General features: G+C 69.3%; 16 protein-coding genes. 9 read left to right on the top strand and 7 right to left on the bottom strand.

Annotation, left to right across the window (positions count from 1 at the left end):
• From trmB to FOH10_RS32740, 4 genes are read left to right on the top strand one after another with little or no spacing between them, the layout of a single operon-like run.
• Complete coding sequence (gene trmB / locus FOH10_RS32755) at positions 1 to 777, top strand: tRNA (guanosine(46)-N7)-methyltransferase TrmB (RefSeq protein WP_143984462.1); 777 nt, start codon at positions 1 to 3, stop codon at positions 775 to 777.
• Positions 774 to 1,520 (top strand): NYN domain-containing protein, encoded by a 747-nt coding sequence (locus FOH10_RS32750; RefSeq protein WP_029930272.1) that lies wholly within the window; start codon positions 774 to 776, stop codon positions 1,518 to 1,520. The genes trmB and FOH10_RS32750 overlap by 4 nt, the downstream gene beginning before the upstream one ends.
• Positions 1,520 to 5,377 (top strand): MMPL family transporter, encoded by a 3,858-nt coding sequence (locus FOH10_RS32745; protein ID WP_143983534.1) that lies wholly within the window; start codon positions 1,520 to 1,522, stop codon positions 5,375 to 5,377. Before FOH10_RS32750 ends, FOH10_RS32745 begins: the two co-directional genes overlap by 1 nt.
• 10 nt (positions 5,378 to 5,387) lie before the next feature.
• A complete protein-coding gene (locus FOH10_RS32740) occupies positions 5,388 to 5,582 on the top strand; it encodes a type II toxin-antitoxin system VapB family antitoxin (RefSeq protein ID WP_143983533.1) in 195 nt (64 codons plus the stop codon).
• Positions 5,583 to 5,790: 208 nt separating this feature from the next.
• Here the strand turns inward: FOH10_RS32740 and FOH10_RS32735 are convergent, their stop codons facing one another.
• The 5 genes from FOH10_RS32735 to FOH10_RS32715 all read right to left on the bottom strand — a co-directional run bounded on the left by FOH10_RS32735 (position 5,791) and on the right by FOH10_RS32715 (position 10,693).
• The gene (locus FOH10_RS32735; RefSeq protein ID WP_143983532.1) at positions 5,791 to 6,609 is read right to left on the bottom strand and encodes an alpha/beta fold hydrolase; all 819 of its coding nucleotides are present in this window, start codon (positions 6,607 to 6,609) and stop codon (positions 5,791 to 5,793) included.
• Between the two features lie 57 nt (positions 6,610 to 6,666).
• On the bottom strand, positions 6,667 to 7,359 hold the full coding sequence (locus FOH10_RS32730; RefSeq protein WP_143983531.1) for a DUF1707 SHOCT-like domain-containing protein: 693 nt from the start codon (positions 7,357 to 7,359) through the stop codon (positions 6,667 to 6,669).
• 226 nt (positions 7,360 to 7,585) lie between these two features.
• Positions 7,586 to 8,254: a response regulator gene (locus tag FOH10_RS32725; RefSeq protein WP_143983530.1), complete on the bottom strand. Its 669-nt coding sequence runs from the start codon at positions 8,252 to 8,254 to the stop codon at positions 7,586 to 7,588.
• A gap of 20 nt (positions 8,255 to 8,274) precedes the next feature.
• Complete coding sequence (gene macS / locus FOH10_RS32720; protein ID WP_143984461.1) at positions 8,275 to 9,456, bottom strand: MacS family sensor histidine kinase; 1,182 nt, start codon at positions 9,454 to 9,456, stop codon at positions 8,275 to 8,277.
• Complete coding sequence (locus FOH10_RS32715; RefSeq protein ID WP_308212900.1) at positions 9,434 to 10,693, bottom strand: AI-2E family transporter; 1,260 nt, start codon at positions 10,691 to 10,693, stop codon at positions 9,434 to 9,436. Before FOH10_RS32715 ends, macS begins: the two co-directional genes overlap by 23 nt.
• 130 nt (positions 10,694 to 10,823) lie before the next feature.
• Here FOH10_RS32715 and FOH10_RS32710 point away from each other — a divergent pair, with 130 nt between their 5' ends.
• Genes FOH10_RS32710 through FOH10_RS32700 form a run of 3 tightly spaced genes read left to right on the top strand, consistent with a single transcriptional unit; the run spans position 10,824 to position 13,887 of the window.
• A complete protein-coding gene (locus tag FOH10_RS32710) occupies positions 10,824 to 12,341 on the top strand; it encodes an adenylate/guanylate cyclase domain-containing protein (RefSeq protein ID WP_143984460.1) in 1,518 nt (505 codons plus the stop codon).
• 4 nt (positions 12,342 to 12,345) lie between these two features.
• A complete protein-coding gene (locus FOH10_RS32705) occupies positions 12,346 to 13,443 on the top strand; it encodes a lysylphosphatidylglycerol synthase transmembrane domain-containing protein (protein ID WP_143983528.1) in 1,098 nt (365 codons plus the stop codon).
• Positions 13,444 to 13,494: 51 nt separating this feature from the next.
• A complete protein-coding gene (locus FOH10_RS32700; RefSeq protein WP_039818097.1) occupies positions 13,495 to 13,887 on the top strand; it encodes a DUF3054 domain-containing protein in 393 nt (130 codons plus the stop codon).
• A gap of 96 nt (positions 13,888 to 13,983) precedes the next feature.
• Here FOH10_RS32700 and FOH10_RS32695 read toward each other — a convergent pair whose 3' ends face one another.
• Complete coding sequence (locus tag FOH10_RS32695) at positions 13,984 to 15,663, bottom strand: NTF2-like N-terminal transpeptidase domain-containing protein (protein ID WP_244961471.1); 1,680 nt, start codon at positions 15,661 to 15,663, stop codon at positions 13,984 to 13,986.
• 348 nt (positions 15,664 to 16,011) lie between these two features.
• On the opposite strand from FOH10_RS32695, the gene FOH10_RS32690 reads away from it, so the two are divergent.
• Entirely contained in the window at positions 16,012 to 16,737 is a 726-nt protein-coding gene (locus tag FOH10_RS32690; RefSeq protein WP_143983527.1) for a hypothetical protein, read from the top strand.
• 271 nt (positions 16,738 to 17,008) lie between these two features.
• On the opposite strand, the gene FOH10_RS32685 is transcribed toward FOH10_RS32690, so the two are convergent.
• Positions 17,009 to 19,255, bottom strand: a complete 2,247-nt coding sequence (locus tag FOH10_RS32685; RefSeq protein ID WP_143983526.1) for an ATP-binding cassette domain-containing protein — start codon at positions 19,253 to 19,255, stop codon at positions 17,009 to 17,011.
• A gap of 19 nt (positions 19,256 to 19,274) precedes the next feature.
• Here FOH10_RS32685 and FOH10_RS32680 point away from each other — a divergent pair, with 19 nt between their 5' ends.
• Positions 19,275 to 20,393 carry a helix-turn-helix transcriptional regulator gene (locus FOH10_RS32680; RefSeq protein WP_244961470.1) on the top strand — a complete coding sequence of 373 codons (1,119 nt, stop codon included), beginning with the start codon at positions 19,275 to 19,277 and terminating at the stop codon, positions 20,391 to 20,393.
• Positions 20,394 to 20,489: the final 96 nt, after the last annotated feature.

Genomic DNA, 20,489 nt, shown 5'->3' with positions numbered 1-20,489 from the left:
ATGGACGCCGTGAACGACGCCGCGAACCACACTGCCGAGTCAGTTCCCGGGCCGCGGTCGGCCACCGGCAACCGTCTCTACCCTCGGGTCACCAGCTTCCGGTCCCGCCGGGGCGCGCTGACGCCGTCCCAGCAGGAGTCCTGGGAGCGGATGTGGCCGCGCATCGGGAAGGACGTGTCCGACGACCCGCTCGACGCCGACGCCTGGTTCGGCCGCAGCGCGCCGCTCATCATCGAGATCGGCTGCGGTACCGGTACCGCCACCGCGGCCATGGCTCGCGACGAGCCGCAGTTCAACCTGATCGGCATCGAGGTCTACAAACCGGGTCTGGCCATGCTGGTGAAGACCATCGAGCGCGAGGGCATCGACAATGTCCGGCTGCTGCGCGGCGATGCCGTGGATGTGCTGGAACACATGATTGCCGAGGAGTCGCTGACCGGTGTCCGGATCTTCTTCCCGGACCCGTGGCCCAAGGCTCGCCATCACAAGCGGCGGCTGATCCAGCCCGCCACGCTGAAGCTCATCGCGTCGCGGCTGAAACCCGGCGGCGTGTTGCATGTCGCCACCGACCACGCCGACTACGCGGAGTGGATTGCCGAGGTCGGAGCGGGAGAACCCCAGCTCATCGGCCTGAATGAGACGACCGGGGGCAATTCGGACGACTGGCGCGAAACCGCACCAATCGGTTTCGAACGTCCGATTACCAAGTTCGAAAGCAAAGGACTCCGCGCGGGTAGCGCGATCAACGAGTTCATCTGGGGGAAGATCGAATCATGAGTGTCAGCGAAATGACCCCGGAGGTATCGGATGTTGCCGAAATAATGCACGGCACCCCCTCCGCGGAAGTGCCCGGCACCCCAGCACTAGGCGTCAGCACCCCGGACGTGCGCCGCGTCCTGCTGGTCTGGGACGCACCGAATCTCGATATGGGACTCGGCGCGATCCTCGGCGGCCGCCCCACCGCCGCCTACCGCCCCCGCTTCGACGCCCTCGGGCGCTGGCTGCTGGCCCGCACAGCCGAACTGTCGGTAGGTAGCCCGCGCCGGGTCGAACCCGAGGCGACCGTCTTCACCAATATCGCGCCCGGCACCGCCGACGTGGTGCGGCCGTGGGTGGAGGCGCTGCGCAATGTCGGCTACGCAGTCTTCGCAAAACCCAAGATCGACGAGGATTCCGACGTCGACAGCGATATGCTCGCCCATATCGAGCTACGCCGTCGCGGCGCGGGCTTGGCGGGCATCATGGTCGCCTCCGCGGACGGACAGGCGTTCCGCGCACCGCTCGAGGAGATCGCCGCGACGGGCGTTCCCGTTCAGGTGCTCGGATTCCGTGAGCACGCGAGTTGGGCCGTCACGTCCGATATCCTCGAGTTCATCGATCTGGAGGACATCCCGGGCGTGTTCCGCGAACCGCTGCCCAGGGTGAGCCTCGATTCGCTGCCCGACGAGGGAGCATGGCTGCAGCCCTTCCGGCCGCTGTCCGCACTGCTCACCTCCCGCCCCGCTCAAGGAGTCGCTTAGTGTTCACCCGCTGGGGCGACCTGGTCTACCGGCTGCGCTTCGCCGTGGTCGGCGTGGTCACCGCCGCCATGCTCGCACTCGGAGGTTTCGGGTTCGGGCTGGAAAACCATCTCAGCTCCAGCGGGTGGTTCGACCCCACCTCGGAATCCACCAAGGCCGCCGAACTCAAGGACCAGGTCTACGGCCGCGACCACAGCGCCGACATCCTGCTGCTGTTCACCGCGCCCGAGGGCAAGACCATCGACGATCCGGAGTTCAGCCGGACGGTCGTCGACAAGCTCAACAGCCTGCCCAAGGAATACCCGCTGATCACCAAGGTCAACGGGGCCTACTGGCAGACCGAGACCGGCGAGTGGATTCCGTCGGTCGCGGGCAGCAAGGACAAGAAGCACGCCTTCGCCGCGCTGTCCCTCGAGGGCAACAACGACACCGAGATGCTGCGGAACTACGCCCAGGTGCAGGACGCCTTCCAGATTCCTGGCGTCCAGGTCGAGGTCGCGGGTCTGCAACCCATCGGGTTCACGCTGAACGACACCATCGCCAGCGACGTGAAGCGCATGGAGCTGCTGGCGCTGCCCGCCGTCGCGGTGCTGCTGTTCTTCATCTTCGGCGGTATCGTCGCCGCCTCGCTGCCGCTGATCATCGGCGGGCTCACCATTCTGGCCTCCAACGGCATCATCATGGGGCTGACCAAGTTCACCGAGGTGAACTCGTTCGTCTCCGCCGTGGTGTCGATGATCGGCCTGGGTCTGGCCATCGACTACGGCCTGTTCATCGTGAGCCGGTTCCGCGAGGAACTCGCGGAGGGCTACGACACCAAGGCCGCGGTGCGCCGCTCGGTCATGACGGCGGGGCGCACCGTCACCTCCTCGGCGACCATGATCATCGCCGCCAGCGCGGGCATGCTGCTGTTCCCGCAGGGCTTCCTCAAGTCGGTCGCCTACGGCACCATCGCCGCGGTGCTGCTGGCCATGGTGTCGGCGCTCACCGTGCTGCCCGCCATGCTGAGCATCCTCGGCCCACGCGTGGACATGCTGGGCCTCAAGTGGATTCGCAAGACCAAGACCGCCGACGAGGTCGAGAACAGCTTCTGGGGCCGGATGACCGCGTGGGTGATGAAGCACCCGCTCAAGGTCGCCATCCCGCTCACCATCGTGCTGCTGCTGCTCATCATCCCGGTGAAGAACCTGCAGTTCGGCGGTATCAGCGAAACCTATCTGCCGCCGGACAATCCGACCCGACTGGCGCAGGAGCACTTCGACGAGATCTTCCCGCTGCGCAAATCCGATCCGGTGCAGCTGATCATCGTCACCGACAACTCGCGCAATATCGGTCAGATCCTGGCGGAGGCGAATCAGGCTCCCGGACTGGTGAAGAACTCCCAGTTCGGCATTCCGGCGAAACCGCCGAACGGGTCGAACGTATGGGTCTCCGAGGCCACCGTCACCGACAGCGCGCATCCCGAGGACACCGTCGACTATCTGCGCTCGATGGCGGTGCCCGAAGGTGCGGAGGTCATGGTCACCGGGCAACCGGTCATGATGATGGACAGCATCAAGTCGCTGCTGGACCTCATGCCGCTGATGATCGCGCTGGTGCTGCTGGTCACCACCATCCTGATGTTCCTGACCTTCGGGTCGCTGGTGCTGCCGCTCAAGGCGGCGCTCATGAGCGCGCTCGGCCTCGGGTCCACGCTCGGCATCCTCACCTGGATCTTCATCGACGGCCACGGCGCGGGCCTGCTGAACTTCACACCGCAGCCGATCATGTCGCCGGTGCTGGTGCTGATCATCGCGATCATCTACGGCCTATCCGTGGACTACGAGGTGTTCCTGCTCTCCCGCATGGTGGAGGCGCGCACGCAGGGGGCCAGCACCACCGAATCCGTGCGCGTCGGCACCGCCCAGACCGGGCGCATCATCACCGCGGCGGCGCTCATCCTGTTGGTCGTGACGGGCGCGTTCGCATTCTCCGAACTCGTGATGATGCAGTACATCGCCTACGGCATGGTGGCGGCGCTGTTCATCGACGCCACCGTGCTGCGCATGCTGCTGGTGCCCGCCACCATGAAACTGCTCGGCGACGACTGCTGGTGGGCTCCGGCCTGGATGAAGAAGATCCAGGAGAAGGTCGGCCTCGGCGAACCCATTCTCGACGATGAGCGGCCCGGCGGCGGCGACATGGTGGACCTGGTGAAGACCACCCCGGTCACCGACCCGGTCACCCTGCAGATGCCCGCGCTGGCCGACGGCACCCCCGCCACCAAGCCGCGCTCGTTCCGCAAGATCCGCCCCCGGATGGTGGACAGCGAGGCCCCGACCGAGCGGCTGGACGACTCCACCACCGTGCTGCCCGTGGTGACGGCCTCCGGCGGTATCGCCCAGACCAATGCGGCCGAGGCCGTGGCCCGTGCCACCGGCGCCATCCCGAAGGTCGATGCCCGGCCCGGCGCGGAGGCGACCGGCTCTCGGTCTGCCCGTCCGACAGAGTCCGACAGCACCGCCGCCGGCGACCCGGGCCGGCCCGCCCCGGGTGTCGGCGTACAGCCGCGCGCCGCGTCGAATCTGACCAACCTGAGCGATCTCGGCTCCGGCGCGGGCGAGCGCCAGCGTTCCGGCGAGGCGTTCCAGCGCCCGTCGGGCGAGGCCGCCCAGCCGGGCGAGGCCGATCGGAACCGCGACGATGCCCCTCAGAGTTCGGGCGGCAGTGCGCCGTACGCGAGCGACTACACCGCGCGCGGCGTCGGTGCGGACGTCGCGGCGGATTCGGACGAGGCCCGACCCCACTCGCACGGAACCGTGCCGCAGATCTCCCAGCCGAGCGCTCGGCAGTCGACCGCACCGGCGGCGGAGAGCGATGCTCCGGCATCGCCCGCGACGCCCCTGGTGGCGGGTGCGGAACGGGTACTGCCGCCGCCCGGTGTGGAGAAGCTGCCCCCGCATCCCGCCACCCGCGCGCAGCTGTACCAGCCGCATCCCCCGGCCGCCCCGCAGCAGCCGGAACAGCCTCGGACGCCGTACCCCTCGGCACAGCCGCCGCAGCCGCAGCCGCCCGCCCACCAGGGCGATCAGCCCGGCCACGAGTCGAGCCGGACGGTGGAGCCCGGCCGTCCACCGCAGGCCCAGGGTGACCGGGCATCCGGCCGCGCGGCCGGGTTCGACCCGTCCGGCCGGGCCGCAGGCAGCGACCGCCAGCCGCTCGACCAGGCACATCGGGTGCCCGGCCAGCAAACTGCGCAGCCACATCCGACACCGGACCAGCCGTCCACGCAGACATATCCGGCACCGGGTCAACCGCCGACGCAGGCACACCCGGCACCGAGTCAACCACCCGCGCAGACACACCCGGCACCGAGTCAACCACCCGCGCAGACACACCCGGCACCGGGTCAACCGCCCGCTCCGACGCACCAGAACCCGGCTCCGGCCCAGTCCGCCGGTCAGGGTCGTCCGGGCTCCGGCGAGCGGTCCAACCAGGGCCGACCGGGCCACGGCCAGCCGTCCGAGCCGGAGCACCGGGCGGGCGAGCAGCCGCCCGCCCATCGTCACCCGGCTCCGGGCGCTCCCGCGCCCGGTCATTCGGGTGCGCCGCAGCGCCGGGTCGGTTCCCCGGCGGACGCCCCGACCGAGGCGATCCCGGATGCCGCCGCACCCGATCAGCAGCCGACCCAGCAGGCCGCCGAGGAGCGTCCGCAGGGCAGCGGCCCGCGCGGCAGCATCGAACAGTGGATGTCCGACCTCCGCTCCGCCCGCCGCCGTCCGGCCGCCAAGGACGACGACGATGAGGGCCGCCATCGCGGCGGCGAGGGCCGCACCGTCAGCGTCAACGAACTCCTCCGCCGCCAGAACCGCGACTAGGAAGGCACCGATGTCCCGCTCCGCGCCGCACATCGACGACACCTTGCTGGCCGAGGCCGCCGCCATCCTCGGCACCTCGGAGTTGACCGCCACCGTCAACGCCGCACTCGCCGACGTGGTGGGCCGCCGCAAACGCGAACAGTTCGCGGACTGGGTGCAGGCTGGGGGCCTGCACCGCGCGCACCCCGAATTCGATGAGCGCTGAATTCCTCGTGAGCTGATTCGGTCGCTCGGCGGCCCCGGCCGCGATCGCGTGCCACGGACCGATCGGCGTGGCTACCCGGCGTAGCGATTCGCGAGCGCGTCCAACTCCTCGGTGATGGCGTGGCGGATCGGGTGCGGTCCGGGGCCCAGCCTCCCCACGCCTCGCACATGGCGCCACGGTGCCGATCACCACGCGACAGCGCGGATGTTCAGGCGCGGGCGATGGATTTGCGGATCTCGGTGGCGATGAGGGTGGGGGCCTCGAGCATGGGGACGTGGCCGACGCCGGGGAGGGGGCGGTCGGTCAGGGTGGGGTGGCCGGTGAAGGCGTCGGGGGCGTAGAAGTGGGGCGGGATGATGCGGTCGTGTTCGGGGCGCAGGATGGTGATCGGGAGGTCCAGGTCGGGGAGTTTGGTGAAACCGGCTGGGATGGCGGGGTCTTCGGCCAGGTCCTTGATGATGGTGCAGTGTGCGGGGGTGGCGGCCATGGCGTTGGCGAGGCGGTTGGGGACGACGGCGGGCTGATGGGCCAGCAGCGGAATCAGCAAGCTGCGCAGCATATTCGGCATGACCGGCAGGCCGTCGGCGGTGTTGAGGCCGACCAGCGGGCCGAAGGAGCGGAATTTGCGGATGAGGGTTTCGGCGGTGGGGCGGTCGGGCCAGAACCCGGCGGGCGCGATGGCGGTGAGGGTGGTGGCGCGACCGCGCGCGGCGAGTTCGCAGGCGATCCAGCCGCCCAGCGAATTACCCACCAGATGTGCTGTGCGCCAACCGACTTCGTCGAGCATGGCCTCGACGTGATCGACCAGTCCGGGAATGGTGGCGGGTTGCCGCGCGGGCGGTCCGCCGAAGTGGCCGGGCAGGGTGGGGGCGAGGACGTCGTGGTCACCGGCCAGATCGTCGATGACCGCGCCCCAGGACTGCCAGGTGAGCAGGAATCCGTGCAGCAACAGCACCGGGGCGCCACGTCCGGCCCGCAGTCTCGGTTCGGGTACCGGAATCGCGTCGACCGAGCCGTGAACCACCATGAGCGCGACGATACCGCGCGTGCGCCGCACCCGGGGTCCGGTGCGGCGTTGCCGGAATCACATCCCCATGAGCTTCTTCCAGTGCGCCGAGAGCGGATGCTTGGCGGTGACCGAGCCGAAGCGGATGCGGCCGTGCACGACCAGGTGCAGCGGGCCCATGGGTGGTCCGGTGTGCACCTTGTTGGTGACGCCGGAGCCGATCAGTTCCAGGCCGTTCAGGTCGGCGGTGGCCTCCGCGGGCAGCACGAGATTCAGTGAGCCGCCGCTGATATCGGCGCGGATCTCCACGATCTGCGTGGACATGACGGCCTGGGTGAAGTCGAGCGTCACACCGGAGAGGAAACTGTCCACCAGCAGTGTCGGATGCACCTGCCAGCGACCCTTGCGGGTGACGCCGGACATGCGGGCGCGGATGATGTTCCCCCCGGACGGATTCGGGACGGGCCGAACGGTGGGCGGCGGGCCGTGTGGCGCGGCGGGCGGCGCGCCCGGGAACGGCCGCGGCGCGGGCTGTCCCGCCAACCGGATCCCCGGCAGATCCACCAGTACCGCGTTCAGCTCGCCGCGGGTCTTGGCGGCCAGCGCCGTATCCATGCGTTCGGTGAATTCGCCGAGCGACAGCATGCCGAGCCCCACCGCGCGTTGCAGCAGCCGCCCCACGTGTTCGCGTTCGGCATCGGACACCCGCAGATCCCGGTCACCGACCACGTGCTCGGCACCCACCCTGGAAACCGCTTCAGGACCACCCATGCCATCGAGGCTAGCGACGAACTACTCTTCACACATCAGGGCAATCCCTGAATATCTTGCACGACCAGCACCCGCCACGATCGTGTGTCCAGCACGATCACGTACCCGGCCACCACCGCGCATACCGCGATATCGCCGGACCGGATCGGGCCACCGCGGAGACTCGGCCAGCGCGGGTATCGGTGCCCAGCACCGCGCCGACCCGTCGTCGCGGGAAACCGGCGCGCTACTCCAGCCCCTGTTCGATGGCGTAGCGGGTCAACTCGACCCGGTTGCCCAACTGGAGTTTGCGCAGGGTGGACTGCACGTGGTTCTCCACGGTGCGGTGGCTGAGGTGCAGGCGGGTGGCGATCTGCTTGGCGGACAGCCCCTTGGCGACCATGCGCAGCACCTCGGTCTCCCGGTCGGTGAGGGCGGGCCGGTGCGGTTCGTCGTGGTCGGGCGGGGTGTTGGCGATCCGCCGGTATTCACCGAGTACCAGTCCGGCCAGTCCGGGGGTGAAGACGGCCTGTCCCGCCGCGGTGGCGCGCACGGCGTCGGTGAGTTCGGCGGCGGAGGCGCTTTTCACCAGGTAGCCGAGCGCCCCGGCCTTGATGGCGTCGAGCACGTCGTCGCGTTCGGCCGACGCCGAGAGCACCAGCACTCGGCTGTGCGGCGAGACGCGCAGGATGTCGGCGGTGGCGGTGGCGCCGTTGCCGTCGGGCAGGTTCATATCCATGAGGACGACGTCGGGGCGGACGGCGGCGGCACGCCGGGCGGCCGTGCCCACCCCGTCGGCGGTGGCGCTCACCTCGAATCCGGCCTCGGTGAGATCGCGGGCGACCCCGTCGCGCCACATGGGGTGGTCGTCCACCACCATGACCGAGATCCGGGGCTCTCCGGTGTCTTCCGCCATATCGCCTCCCGTGTCAGCTCTCATTGTCGGGCCGCGCGCTCGCGCGGTACCCGGAACTCCCACTCCGTTCCGGTCTCGGTGTCGGTGAACAGTTCCGCCCTACCTCCGAGTGCCGCGATCCGGCCGACGATCGAGCGCGAAACCCCCAGCCGCCCTTCGGCTTCGGCGGCGACCAAGCGCCCCTCGGGGATGCCGGGACCGTCGTCGCGCACGCTCACGATCACCTCGCCGCCGGTATCCTCCAGCAGCACATAGGCTTTCGCGCCCGGCCCGGCGTGTGCGGCGACATTGGACAGGGCCGCCGCGACGGCGGCCGCCACCTCCCGCGCCATCCGCCGCCCGAGCGGGACGGGATGGCCCGGCGTGGAGACGAAGACCACCGGTGTCGCCTGCGCGGTGAGCAGCGGCCGCAGATCCTCCTGTCCGCCACCGGTGTCGGCGCGCACCACCTGCTCGGAGATGAGCACCCGCAGCGCCACCTCCTGCTCCCCCGCGCGCTGCGCCAGTTCCGCGGTGGGTCCGCCGATCTCGCCGCCGCGTCGCTTGATGTAGCTGAGCACCTGCAACACCCCGTCGTGCACCTCGCGCGCCAGCCGCTCCCGCTCCTGGGTGGCGGCGTTGAGCCGGACCGCCTCCTGCAATTGCTGCTGCGCCCGGCGCGCGGTATTGGCGGCCAGGCCGATCGCCAGCCCCACCGAGATCAGCACGGGCGTGGTGGCGTCCTTCCACACGTCCACATCCCATTGGGCGCGCACGGTGGTGCTGACCAGGGAGATCAGCGCGCCCGAGCCGATGCCGCCGAGTGGACCCCAGCGGATGGCGGCCGACATGACCGCGTTGGCGGCCCACAGCGTGGTGGGCAGGGTCTGGTGGCCGTGGTACCAGTCGTAGTCGGCGACCAGCCGGGTGGCGGCCATGAGCGCGATGACCACCACCTGATCGCCCGCCACCACCGCGGTGCGCGTGCCGGAGGTGCCCCGCACCAGCCATTGCGACAGCAGCACCGAGGACAGCACCGACCACACCACCATCACACCGATGAGCGCCCAGCTCAGGCCGGGTCGCTCGTAGTAGCGCACCGAGGCGATCTGCTGTCCGATCGCGTAGATCAGGGTGACCAGGCGGAACACCTGCGCCGCCCGCCACAGCGGCGCGGCGGCGGCATAGCCGGGGTCGAGGTCAGTCCGCGGGGTCACCGGTATCGCTCCGCGCGGAGTTGGACCCGGATGGTTTCGGTGCGGGTGGGGACAGCTCGAGCGGGCTGGGGTCGGTGTCGGGTTCGGCGCTGAACATCGGTTTGCGCGGATTCCCGGTGTGCAGCTCCTGGTAGAGCTCATCGGGGGAATCCGCCAGCAGCGATCGGATGGCGGTGTTCAGCACCGCCACGAACGGCACCGCGAGCAGACCGCCCGCGATACCGGCCAGCACCACACCGGCGGCGATGGCCAGCACCACCGCCAGCGGGTGGATGCGTACGGCCCGACCGAGCAGCAGCGGTTGCAGCACATGGCCTTCCAGCTGCATGACCGCGATGGTGATGCCCAGCACGATGAGCGCGGTGACGAAGCCCTTGGTCATGAGCGCGATGAACACCGCCACCGACCCGGCGATGAAGGATCCGATGATGGGGATGAACGCGCCGATGAACACCAGGGAGGCCAGTGGCAGCGCGAGCGGCACGCTCAGAATGGCCAGTCCCGCCCCGATGCCCACGGCGTCGACGGCCGCCACCAGCACGGTGGCCCGCACGAATCCGGTCAGGGTGCCGAAACCGAGCCGTCCGGCGGTGCGGACCCGTTCGCGCTGCGCGGTCGGGATGACCCGGGTGACGAACTCCCAGATCTGTTCGCCGCCGTAGAGGAAGAAGATGAGGATGAACAGGGTCAGGAAGATCCCGGTGAAGAACTCCCCGATGGCCGTGGCGGTGGTGAGCGCCCCGCTGGTCAGCGTGTCCTGGTTGTTCTCGATGGTCTTGACGAGGGTGTCACCGGCATTGCGGATCTGTTCGGTGCTCAGGTGGAAGGGCCCGTTGATGAGCCAGTCCTGAATCTCGGTGACGCTGTTCTTGAATTCGTCCGACAGCTGCGGCACGCCGATGACGAACTGTTCGATCACGAAGGTCATCACCCCGGCCAGCAGTCCGAGCGATCCGGCGAGGGCCACGAAGACCCCGATGGAACGCGGCACCCCGAACCGCTGCATCCAGTCCACCAGCGGCGACAGCAGCGCCGCCCCGAGCAGCGCGATGGCCAGCGGAATGGTGATCGCCGAGAGCCGATGCGCCACCCACGCCACCGCCAACACCGCCGCGAAGATGATCAGTAGTCGCCACGACCACTCCGACGCCTGCCGCACGAGCGGGTGCACAGCCTCGGCATCCCGCCGCCGCACCCCATCCCGGGTCCCGGCGTCCGCCACCTGCTGCTGCCCCTCACTCACGGCTGCGAGCCTACTGTCCATTTCGCTCAGAGCGCCGTACCCGGCTCTCAGCCGTGCGCAGAAGTCGCGGGGAGGCGGGGGAGCTAGATTGGTGAGCGTGTCAGCGCCCCTGGAAGCGGTCAAACAGACCATGCGAACCCGCTGGCCGCTGTATCTCGCATCCATGCTGGCGGCCAATGCGTTCGGTGCTGTCCTGGTGTGGGCTTTCATCCAGTACGGGCTGCCGGTGCCGGAGGGCGGGACGGCGGCGACCCGGGAGACGGGGCTGCTGATTCCCGGCACGGTCTTCGTGATCGGGGGCATTCTGAGTCTGGCGGCGTCGGCGCTCATGCTGCGGCCGGTCATGCGCTGGCAGATGCGCGGCGGGCCGCCGAGCCGGCAGGAGCAGATGGCGGCGCTGCACGCGCCGCTGCGGCAGTCGATCGTGCATCTGGCGCTGTGGCTGCTGGGCGGCGGTGTGCTGGCCTCGCTGATCATCGTGCGCACGCCGGAGCTGGCGGCCGCGGTGATCGTCACCGAATGTATGGCCGCCACCATCGTCTTCGGTTTCACCTACATGCTGGGGGAACGGATTCTGCGTCCGGTGGCGGCCGAGGCGCTGTCCACCGGCACCTTCGATCACACGCTCACCGCGGGTGTCGGCACCCGGATGGCCATGACCTGGGGTATGGGCACCTTCGCACCGGTCATCGCGATCGTGCTGCTGTGCGTCACGCAGATTTCCTCGCGGGTGCAGTTCTCCGCGCAATCGCTGGCGGTGTCGATTCTGCTGCTGTGCGGTGTGGTGATCATGCAGGCGCTGGCGCTGTCCATGTTGACGGCGTCGAGTATTTCCGATCCGATTCGCCAGCTCAGTCAGGCCATCGACCGCGTGCAGGAGGGGGCGCGGGATGTGCAGGTGGAGGTTTTCGACGGTTCGGAAATCGGGCTGTTGCAGGTCGGCTTCAACCGCATGATGGACGAAGCCGCCAAACGTCGCGAACTTCAGGAATTGTTCGGTCAGCACGTCGGTGAGGACGTAGCCCGGCGCGCCTTGGAGTACGGCACCGAACTCGGTGGTGAAACGCGTTTCGTGGCGGTGTTGTTCGTGGATATGGTCGGTTCCACCGCGACCGCCGCGGAACGTCCGCCCACCGAGGTCGTCAGCCTGCTCAATGAGTTCTTCCGCATCGTGGTGGATGTCATCGACCGCCACCACGGCCTCATCAACAAATTCGTCGGTGATGCGGCGCTGGCCATCTTCGGCGCGCCCCTGGACCGCCCCGACGCGCCCACCGCCGCCTTGGCCGCCGCCCGTGAGCTGCGCGAAGCCCTGCGGGAGGTGCCGGGGTTGGATATCGGTATCGGAGTTTCGGCCGGTTTGGCGGTGGCCGGCAATATCGGCGCGGCGAATCGTTTCGAGTACACGGTCATCGGCGATCCGGTGAACGAGGCGGCCCGGCTGACGGAACTGGCGAAGGAGCGTCCCGAACGGGTGCTCACCTCGTCGAGCGCGCTGTATTTCGCCGACGATCCCGAACAGCGGCACTGGGAAACGGGCGAGGAGGTGCAACTGCGCGGCCGTCGCAGAAAAACACGTCTGGCCTGGCCCAAGCACAGCGGCGACGAAATGACTGCAGACGCCGCGGCCATCGGTTCGTTAGGCTGACGGCGTGACGGCCCCGAGTAGCACACGCCGCCGGTTCTGGTGGGTGAAATGGGTACTGGGCGCCGCACTCGTCGCTTTGTTGATCGCCGAGGGCATATATCTGTATCCGCGCCTGTCGGAATCGTGGCAGAAGCTCACCGAAATCCATTGGGGCTGGGTCGCCGTCTGCGTCTGGTTGCAGGCGGTTTCCATGAGCGGCTACGGGCGTGTGCAGAAACAACTGCTGCACGCGGGCGGCGTGCGGGTGAGTCAGCGCAGATCGGTATCGGTGGTGTACGGATCCACCGGGATGGCTTTGACGCTGCCCGCCGGACAGGTGTTCTCGACGGCGTTCACCTATCGGCAGACCCGGCGCTGGGGCGCGAGCCCCATCGTCGCCTCCTGGCAGCTGGTGATGTCCGGGGTGGTGGCGGCGGCCGGACTGGCCCTGCTGGGCGTGCTGGGCGCGCTGCTGGTGGGCGCCCGGGTCGGGCCGCTCAAGCTGATCGTGTCGCTGGGCGCGGTGGTGGTGCTGGTGTGGGCCGGGAACTACGTGGCCAAGCATCCCGGCACCATCGAGGCGGTGGTGCGGCGGGTGCTGCACGTGATCAATCGGATCCGGCATCGCGCCGGTGATCGCGGCGAGGACAAACTGGCCGAGATCGTGAGCCAGCTGGAGTCGGTGGACCTGGGCCGCCGGGACGGCGCGTGGGTGGCGTTCTGGGCGGTGCTGCACCGCAGTGCGGACGTGGCCTGCCTGGGCGCGGCCTGCTACGCGGTGGGGGCCGATCCGCGCCTGGCGGGGCTGGTGCTGGCCTTCGCCGCCGGGAAGGCGGTGGGTTCGATTCCGTTCGCGCCGGGCGGCATCGTCTACGTGGACGCCACCCTCATCTACGGTCTCACCGCGTTCGCCGGTCTGCCCGCCGCGCAGGCGGTGGCGGCCGCCTTCGCCTACCGCATGGTCAGCTTCGTCCTGGTGGCGATCGTCGGCTGGATCGTCTTCGGCTTCCTGTTCCGCACCCCGCACGCCGACGACGCCGACTACGAGAAGGAGTTCGAACAGCGCCGCACCCCGCTGGTGAGCGAGCGCCGCCAGCCGGACCCCGAGGTCGGCACCGGCTGAGCCGGGTGTCCCTGCGCGGGGACCGGTAGCGGGCGCACTACCCTGTGGCGCGTGAAGAAACCGCTGCCGTTCGTCGTCGATGCCGTTCTGGTGGTCCTGTTCTGTGCGATCGGGCGCAGCAGTCACGACGAGTCGATTCTGACGGGATTGGCGCGCACCGCCTGGCCGTTCGAGGCCGGACTCATTCTGGGCTGGGCCATCGCCTTCGCGGTGTGCGTGTGGCAGTCCGAGCGCGACTTCGATACGGCGGTACGGCGTTTCGACGGGTGGTCGCTGTGGCCGACGGGCGTGATCATCTGGGCGACCACGCTGATCGGCGGCATGCTGCTGCGCGTGGTCAGCGGCCAGGGCACGGCGTTCAGTTTCATCCTGGTGGCGGCCACCGCCCTCGCGCTGTTCCTGCTCGGCCCGCGTGCCGCGCGGAAGGCATTGCGCGCCAACTGATCCGTACGACCGCCCGGTGATCCGTACGACTGCCCCGAAACCTGCCGCGGCCCGGAACCATTCGGTTCCGGGCCGCTCGAGCGTAGGACCGATCCGCTAGGCGGTGTCCGGGCTGGCCAGCGACTGGAGCATGCGGGCCGCCATTCGGGCGGTGGCGTCGCCGCTGTCGATATTGTCGATGTGCACGGCGAAGGCCAGATCACCCATGGTGGCGATGAGCCAGCCGCTGGTGCCCGCGGTGGCGGCGAACGCGTTGACGTTCTGATAGCGGTGCAGACTGGCGAGCTGCGGTGCGCCGGTGGCGTCGCGGAGCATGCCGCGCAGCCGGTCGGCGACCTCACCCGAGAACGGGGGCAGGTCGGCCTCGACGGTGGCGGGGGTGCCGATCTCGATCATGGGCCTGGGGGTCTGTCCCTGGGCGATAGCGGCCGCCGCGATGGCCATCCCCCACGGGCTGGCCAGCAGCGTGTCCCCCACGCCACCCTGTTTCACCTGTTCACCGCGCCCAGCATTGGGCAGGCGACCGCTCACCTCGTCCAGTCCGGGCACCTGGAAGTCGATGCCGACGCCGAGCAGGCTCGCCGCCTCCGACACGTCGCCGAGCGAAACATCCTGCGGCGCTTTCTTCTTCACGACGGCGGCCAGGTTCTTGAACAGCTCCACCATGCCGCCGACCGGGTACAGGCCGGTGAACGCCACCGCGCCCTGGGCACTGGCCTGACTGTTCTGCGCGACCGCGACCACCGCGCCGCTGGACGGCTGGATGGCCACGATGGACGCGGCTCCCCAGTAGCTCACCACGGCGTCCTCGGCCGCCCGCTGCAGGCGCTGATCCATGGTGGCGGCGATATCGGGCCCGGGCGGGCCCTGTTCCCCGGCGAGCTGGGTGATGAACTTGCCGTCGGGGCCGAAGAGCTGCACTCCCCATCCGGCTCGCTCGTCGTTGTTGTCCTGCCACACCTTGCGCAGCGAGTCCAGCATGGGCGACCAGACCCGACGGTCGGCCGAGATGAGCCGGGGCTGCTTCTCCATGACGACACCGGGAATGACGGCCATGCGCGGTTCCAGGATATTGAAGTCGCCTTCGCGGAGGTTGACGGCCACGATCGGCTTGCCCTGCGAGGACGAGAGGTCGGCCAGCAGCGATTCGCCCGTGATGAGCGGCGCGACGGGTTCGATGGCGGCGGCGAGCGCGTGCGCCGAGCCCGCCGGGTCGCCGGTCTTGGTGGGGTCGAGTTTGATCACATTGATGACCTGCTCGGTCATCAGCGGCGCGCCGGTGATGTCGACGACCTTGGGTGACGGGGTGGCGTAGGTGCGCACCAGCCGGACGGTGCGCTTGCTGTCGAGCTGCGGCATGACGACGGTGGGCTCCCAGGAGATACGCCAGCCCAGACTGAGCTTGCGGATGGTGCCCTGCAGGTCGTACTTCCAGACCTTGTTCGCACCGAAGGTCCAGGTCGCCGTGAGGCTGAACAGGCCGGTGGTGCCGTCGAGGGTGATGAACTGGGTCTTCTCGTAGTCGGGTGTGCCGGGTTCCAGGCCGCTGAATACTTGCTTCAGGGTTGCCGAAGCTCCGTTCGGGTACGAGGTCAGCCGACCGGCGGCCTCGTAGTCCTTGGCGTCGAGCAGTTCGGTGAACTTCTCGACCACGGCCTCGGGGCCGTTGGACCGCTCGCGCACCGCGCACGACCCCATCCCGATCGCAACGGCGGCCACCGCCGCGAGCGCGATCGCGGCCCGTACCCGGAAGCGGCGGGATCCCCACACATCCATATCGCCCACTCTTCACTCTTGCCACTTCAGCAACAAGACCACGGTACCGCGAACCGATTGCCCGCGGTGCCACCTTCACGCCTGGCGTGCCACGCCGAGCACCACCACCATAGTGCCGATTTCGGTCATGCGGGATCGATTGTCGGATCGGCGGCCCGTCAACGGGTTCCGTCTCCGAACGCGAATGACCGACCGATTGGTTCTTGTGCCGAAGTACCCATTCGGCAAGATCACCAACCCTCCGCCCCAGTTCTATCACGTTCTCCGAGAGCAGAATCCACGACACCACAAGCGTTGTAACGTTGTAATCAGCATTACAGCTCTAGGCAGTAAGTGAGTGTGACCGCCATGAAATACGGACAGCGCGGACGTGGGTTCGGACGGCCCGGAGGGTGGCAGCAGGCCGATCTCCCGGACGCCGCGGACGCCTCCGATTGGTTCGCTGGAAGATTGCCCTCCGACTGGTTCGCCGGACCGGCAACCCTCGAGATCGACCGCGACGAAATCGTCGTGATCGGAGAACTGCCCATCCCCCCGAGCGACGCCGCCAGCGCCCGGCCGACGACCCGCACCAGCAAGACGACCGCCGCCGCGGACGGCACCGAGGCCGCCGCCGAAACCGGCAGCGCCACCGGCAGTGAGGTCGGCGACGGTGACCCGACCGCCGTCGGGGCGGACGCCGCCACATCCGGCACCGCCCGCCCGGCCGACGTCCCCCGAGCGACTCGCGACGGACTGGTCGCCCGCTTCCGCGAGACCACCCGCCCGGCACGCATGCAGATCGCCGCCGAGGCACAGCACCGCTACGGTCGTACGGTCTCCTGGGGCGTCCGGGTCGGAGACGAGCGCATCATGTTCACCCATGTGGCGGCCCCCGTCATGACGCGGTTGCGCCAGCCCGAACGCAAGGTGCTCGATACCCTCGTCGACGCCGGCGTGGCGCGCTCCCGGTCGGACGCGTTGGCGTGGACGGTCAAGCTCGCGGGCCAGCACGCGGAGGCGTGGCTGGCCGAATTGCGCGCTGCCATGCGCAAGGTGGACGAACTGCGCGCGGAAGGCCCGCGCGACCTGTAGGCAGGCGGCGGACGAGACCGCGACCCGGCAGCGACCGCTGACGCGTGACCGCGAACGAGAACGCGTGGCCGCCGGCAGCCCCGATCGCGAGAGAAACGCGGTCGCCCGCAGGCCCGTCTTCCGCCAAGTCCCGGTACCGCGCGAATCGACAGCACGGTCGCGGGCAGCAGGGAGTCCGCCGTACGCAAATCCGGGTGCGTGGAGGCTTGCTCCCGCCGCGGTCGTCGGGATGTTCTGGTGCCGTGGCGGCCGTGTGCCGGTGCGCACGTGCTCAATCGCGCAGGGCGAGGCCGGTTTTCGAGTCGGGGTGGCGGCTCAGGGCTTCCGGCGTGCCTTCGAAGACGACATGTCCGCCGTGGCGGCCGGGGCCTGGCCCCAGGTCGATGACGTGGTCGGCGCGGCGGATGACGTCGAGATTGTGTTCGATGACAACCACCGTGTTCCCCTGCTCGACGAGGGTGCCGAGGACGGCGAGCAGGGTGTCGATATCGGACAGGTGCAGGCCGGTGGTGGGTTCGTCGAGCACGTAGAGGGTGTGCGCGTCACGGCCGGCCAACTCCTTGGCGATCTTCAATCGCTGGCATTCGCCGCCCGAGAGGGTGGTGAGCGATTGGCCGAGCCGCAGGTATCCGAGGCCCACCGCCGCCATGTGGCGCAGCGGGCAGGTGATGGCAGCCGTGGGCAGCCGGGCGGCGGCCTCGTCGATGGTGAGGTCGTCGATGTCGGCGATGCTCAGGCCATCGACCGTGTAGGCGAGCACCTCGGGGGTGAAGCGGCGGCCGCCGCAGGTTTCGCACACGGTCTCCTGTCCGTCCATGAACGCCAAATCGGTGTAGACGACGCCGAGCCCCTTGCAGGTCGGGCAGGCCCCTTCCGAATTGGCGCTGAACAGCGTGGGGCGCACGCCATTGCGCGCGGCGAACAGCTTGCGCACGGCCGGTGCGATACCGGTGTAGGTGATCGGGGTGGAGCGGCGGTTGGTGGTGACCGGGCGCTGATCGACCACGGTGGCGGGATGCTGGTGCACCAGTTCGGCGACCAGGCTGGACTTTCCCGATCCGGCCACGCCGGTGAGGACGGTCAGCACGCCGGTCGGAATATCCACGGACACATCGCGCAAATTGTTGCGGGTGGCGTTCTCGACGCGCAGCTTGCCGGTGGGTACGCGGTGTACGCGTGGTGCGCGGCGGGCGCGCAGTCCGCGCCCGGTCGGGGTGTCGGCGGTGCGCAGGTCCGCGAACGCCCCCTCGAACACCACCTCGCCCCCGGCGGTGCCCGCCCCCGGCCCGATCTCCACGATGCGATCGGCGATCCGCATGACATCGGGATCGTGTTCGACCACGAGCACGGTATTGCCCTTGTCCCGCAGCTGTTTCAGCAGCCCGGTCAGCGATTCCACGTCGTAGGGATGCAGTCCGGTGGTGGGTTCGTCGAAGATGTACAGCATTTCGGTGAGACTGCTGCCGAGGTGCCGGACGGTCTTGATGCGCTGTGATTCGCCGCCGGACAGCGTGGTGGTCGGACGGGCCAGGCTGAGATAGCCCAAGCCGATGGCGGTGAGGGCGCGCAGGCGTTCGGTCAGGGCGGAAACCACCGGCGCGACACTCGCTTCGGTGACGCCCGGAATCAGTTCCGCCAGTTCGGCGATCTCCATCCGGCTCATCTCGACAATGGTGCGATCGAGTACGCGTGCGGTGCGGGCGGCCGCGCGCAGCCGTTCGCCGTGGCAGTCCGGGCAGGGCCGAGTATCGGTGAAGCGGTGCAGCACAGCTTGTTTGCGTTCGGAGAGATTGTCCGCGGTGTGCAGGTAGACGCGTTCGAAGCGCTCGATCACGCCTTCGTAGTCCTGCGGCGGGCGGGTGCCGAGGCGGGCGGCGGCCTCCCCGCCGTACAGCAGCGCGCGGCGCTGGTCTTCGGTCCATTCCCGCAGCGGGGTGGTCGGGTCGAACGAGCCGATATCCGAGTACTGCCGATACCAGTACTGCCCGTTTCCGAAGCCCGGCAACAGGATCGCGCCCTGCTCCAGCGACTTGTCCGGATCGAGCACCCGCTCCACGGCGGTCTGCACGGTGTCGCCGAGCCCGGAGCAGGTGGGGCACATTCCGGCCGGGTCGTTGAACGAGAAGTGGTTGGACTCACCGACATACGGCTCACTCACCCGTGAGAACAGCAGTCGCAGATAGCTGTAGGCGTCGGTGATGGTGCCGACGGTGGAGCGGGCATTGCCGCCGAGCCGCCGCTGATCGATGACCACCACGGGGGACAGCCCCTCGATGTGGTCGACCTCCGGCCGGGTCCAGCGTGGCAGGCGGTTGCGCACGAACGGCGGATAGGTCTCGTTGACCTGGTATCCGGCCTCGGCGGCGATGGTGTCGAAGACCAGCGAGGACTTGCCCGAACCCGACACCCCGGCGAATACCACCAGGCTGTTGCGCGGCACCTCGAGGTCGACGCTGCGCAGGTTGTTGGTGCGGGCGGCGCGGATGCTGATCACGCGGTGCTGCTCGAATGCGGTCATAACCCCACGCTAGGAGCCATTGCGGTCGGATTCTGACCGCGATCGGGTCCAGAATGGGGGCATAGCCGATGTCACCCGCCGCATGCTCGAACTGCTCGCCCAGCTCCAGACCGGGCGACGCTTCAGCGGCCACGACCTGGCCGCCCGCCTGGAGGTGAGCCCGCGCACCCTGCGCCGCGATGTGGAGCGGCTGCGGGCGTACGGGTATCCGGTGTCCACCCAGCCCGGCCCCACCGGGTTCTACCAGCTCGCGGCGGGCCGCACCCTGCCGCCGCTGGTCCTCGACGACGACGAGGCGGTGGCGACCCTGGTCGGCCTGGCGCTGCTGGGCGCGACGGCACCGCTCGAGCCGCCACGGGAAAGCGAGCCCGGGGAAGGCACCGAACTTGCCGCCGCGACCCGACATGGCGCAACCACCGAACGCATCGGCGCGTCCGGTCGTGGTGAGACCCTAGACCGCGCTGCCGATATCGGGTCGGCGGCGGACCGGGCGTTCGGCAAGCTCGATCAGTTCCTGCCGAAGCGGTTGCGCCCCAGGGTTTCCGCTCTGCGCGCCACGGTGGAGACCGCACCGCAGTCCGCGCCCGCCGTCGCTCCGGAAGTGCTGGCGACCGTGGGGGCCGCGGCGGCCGGGCACGAGTATCTGACCTTCGGCTACACCGGCCGCGACGGTACGGCGTCACAGCGGCGCGTCGAGCCGTACCGCGCGGTGCACCTGCGGCTGCGCTGGTATCTGGTGGCCTGGGATGTGGACCGCGCGGACTGGCGCGCCTTCCGTATCGACCGCATGTCCGAAGTCACCGGCACCGCACGGCATTTCCCGCCGCGTCCGCTGCCCGCGCGCTCGGCCACCGAGTACGTACGCGCGGGCATGAGCACGCCCCGGCACCGCGCGGTGGTCACCGTGTCCGCGCCCGCCGCCCAGCTCGCCGACGCGCTGAAGTACCTGGACTGGGATATCGAGGCGCTGGGTCCGGACAGCTGCCGCGTCACCACCCGGGTGGACTCCTTCGAATGGCTAATCCTGCGGGTGGGCCTGCTCGGCGCGGCGTTCACCATCGAGGAACCGGCCGAATTCCGCGCCCGCGCCCTCGAACTCGCCGACCGGCTGCGCCACGCCGCCGAAACCGCACCCTGACCTCTCCGACCGACCCACTGCCCGCGCCAACGAGACTGCCCCTCGGAATCGATTCAGCTCGCCGACCAGGCCACTCCCGGCGATCGACCCACGTCA

It is taken from the genome of Nocardia otitidiscaviarum, from assembly GCF_007362295.1.
Classification (GTDB): Bacteria; Actinomycetota; Actinomycetes; order Mycobacteriales; family Mycobacteriaceae; genus Nocardia; species Nocardia otitidiscaviarum.
This window is presented reverse-complemented; position numbering and strand designations above follow the sequence as displayed.

Coding starts and splice junctions, on each gene's coding strand:
- FOH10_RS32740 (WP_143983533.1), top strand. CDS start 5,388: ATGTCCCGCTCCGCGCCGCACATCGACGACACCTTGCTGGCCGAGGCC.
- FOH10_RS32735 (WP_143983532.1), bottom strand. CDS start 6,609: ATGGTGGTTCACGGCTCGGTCGACGCGATTCCGGTACCCGAACCGAGA.
- FOH10_RS32710 (WP_143984460.1), top strand. CDS start 10,824: ATGCGAACCCGCTGGCCGCTGTATCTCGCATCCATGCTGGCGGCCAAT.
- FOH10_RS32695 (WP_244961471.1), bottom strand. CDS start 15,663: ATGGATGTGTGGGGATCCCGCCGCTTCCGGGTACGGGCCGCGATCGCG.
- trmB (WP_143984462.1), top strand. CDS start 1: ATGGACGCCGTGAACGACGCCGCGAACCACACTGCCGAGTCAGTTCCC.
- FOH10_RS32750 (WP_029930272.1), top strand. CDS start 774: ATGAGTGTCAGCGAAATGACCCCGGAGGTATCGGATGTTGCCGAAATA.
- FOH10_RS32685 (WP_143983526.1), bottom strand. CDS start 19,255: ATGACCGCATTCGAGCAGCACCGCGTGATCAGCATCCGCGCCGCCCGC.
- FOH10_RS32730 (WP_143983531.1), bottom strand. CDS start 7,359: ATGGGTGGTCCTGAAGCGGTTTCCAGGGTGGGTGCCGAGCACGTGGTC.
- FOH10_RS32725 (WP_143983530.1), bottom strand. CDS start 8,254: ATGGCGGAAGACACCGGAGAGCCCCGGATCTCGGTCATGGTGGTGGAC.
- FOH10_RS32690 (WP_143983527.1), top strand. CDS start 16,012: ATGAAATACGGACAGCGCGGACGTGGGTTCGGACGGCCCGGAGGGTGG.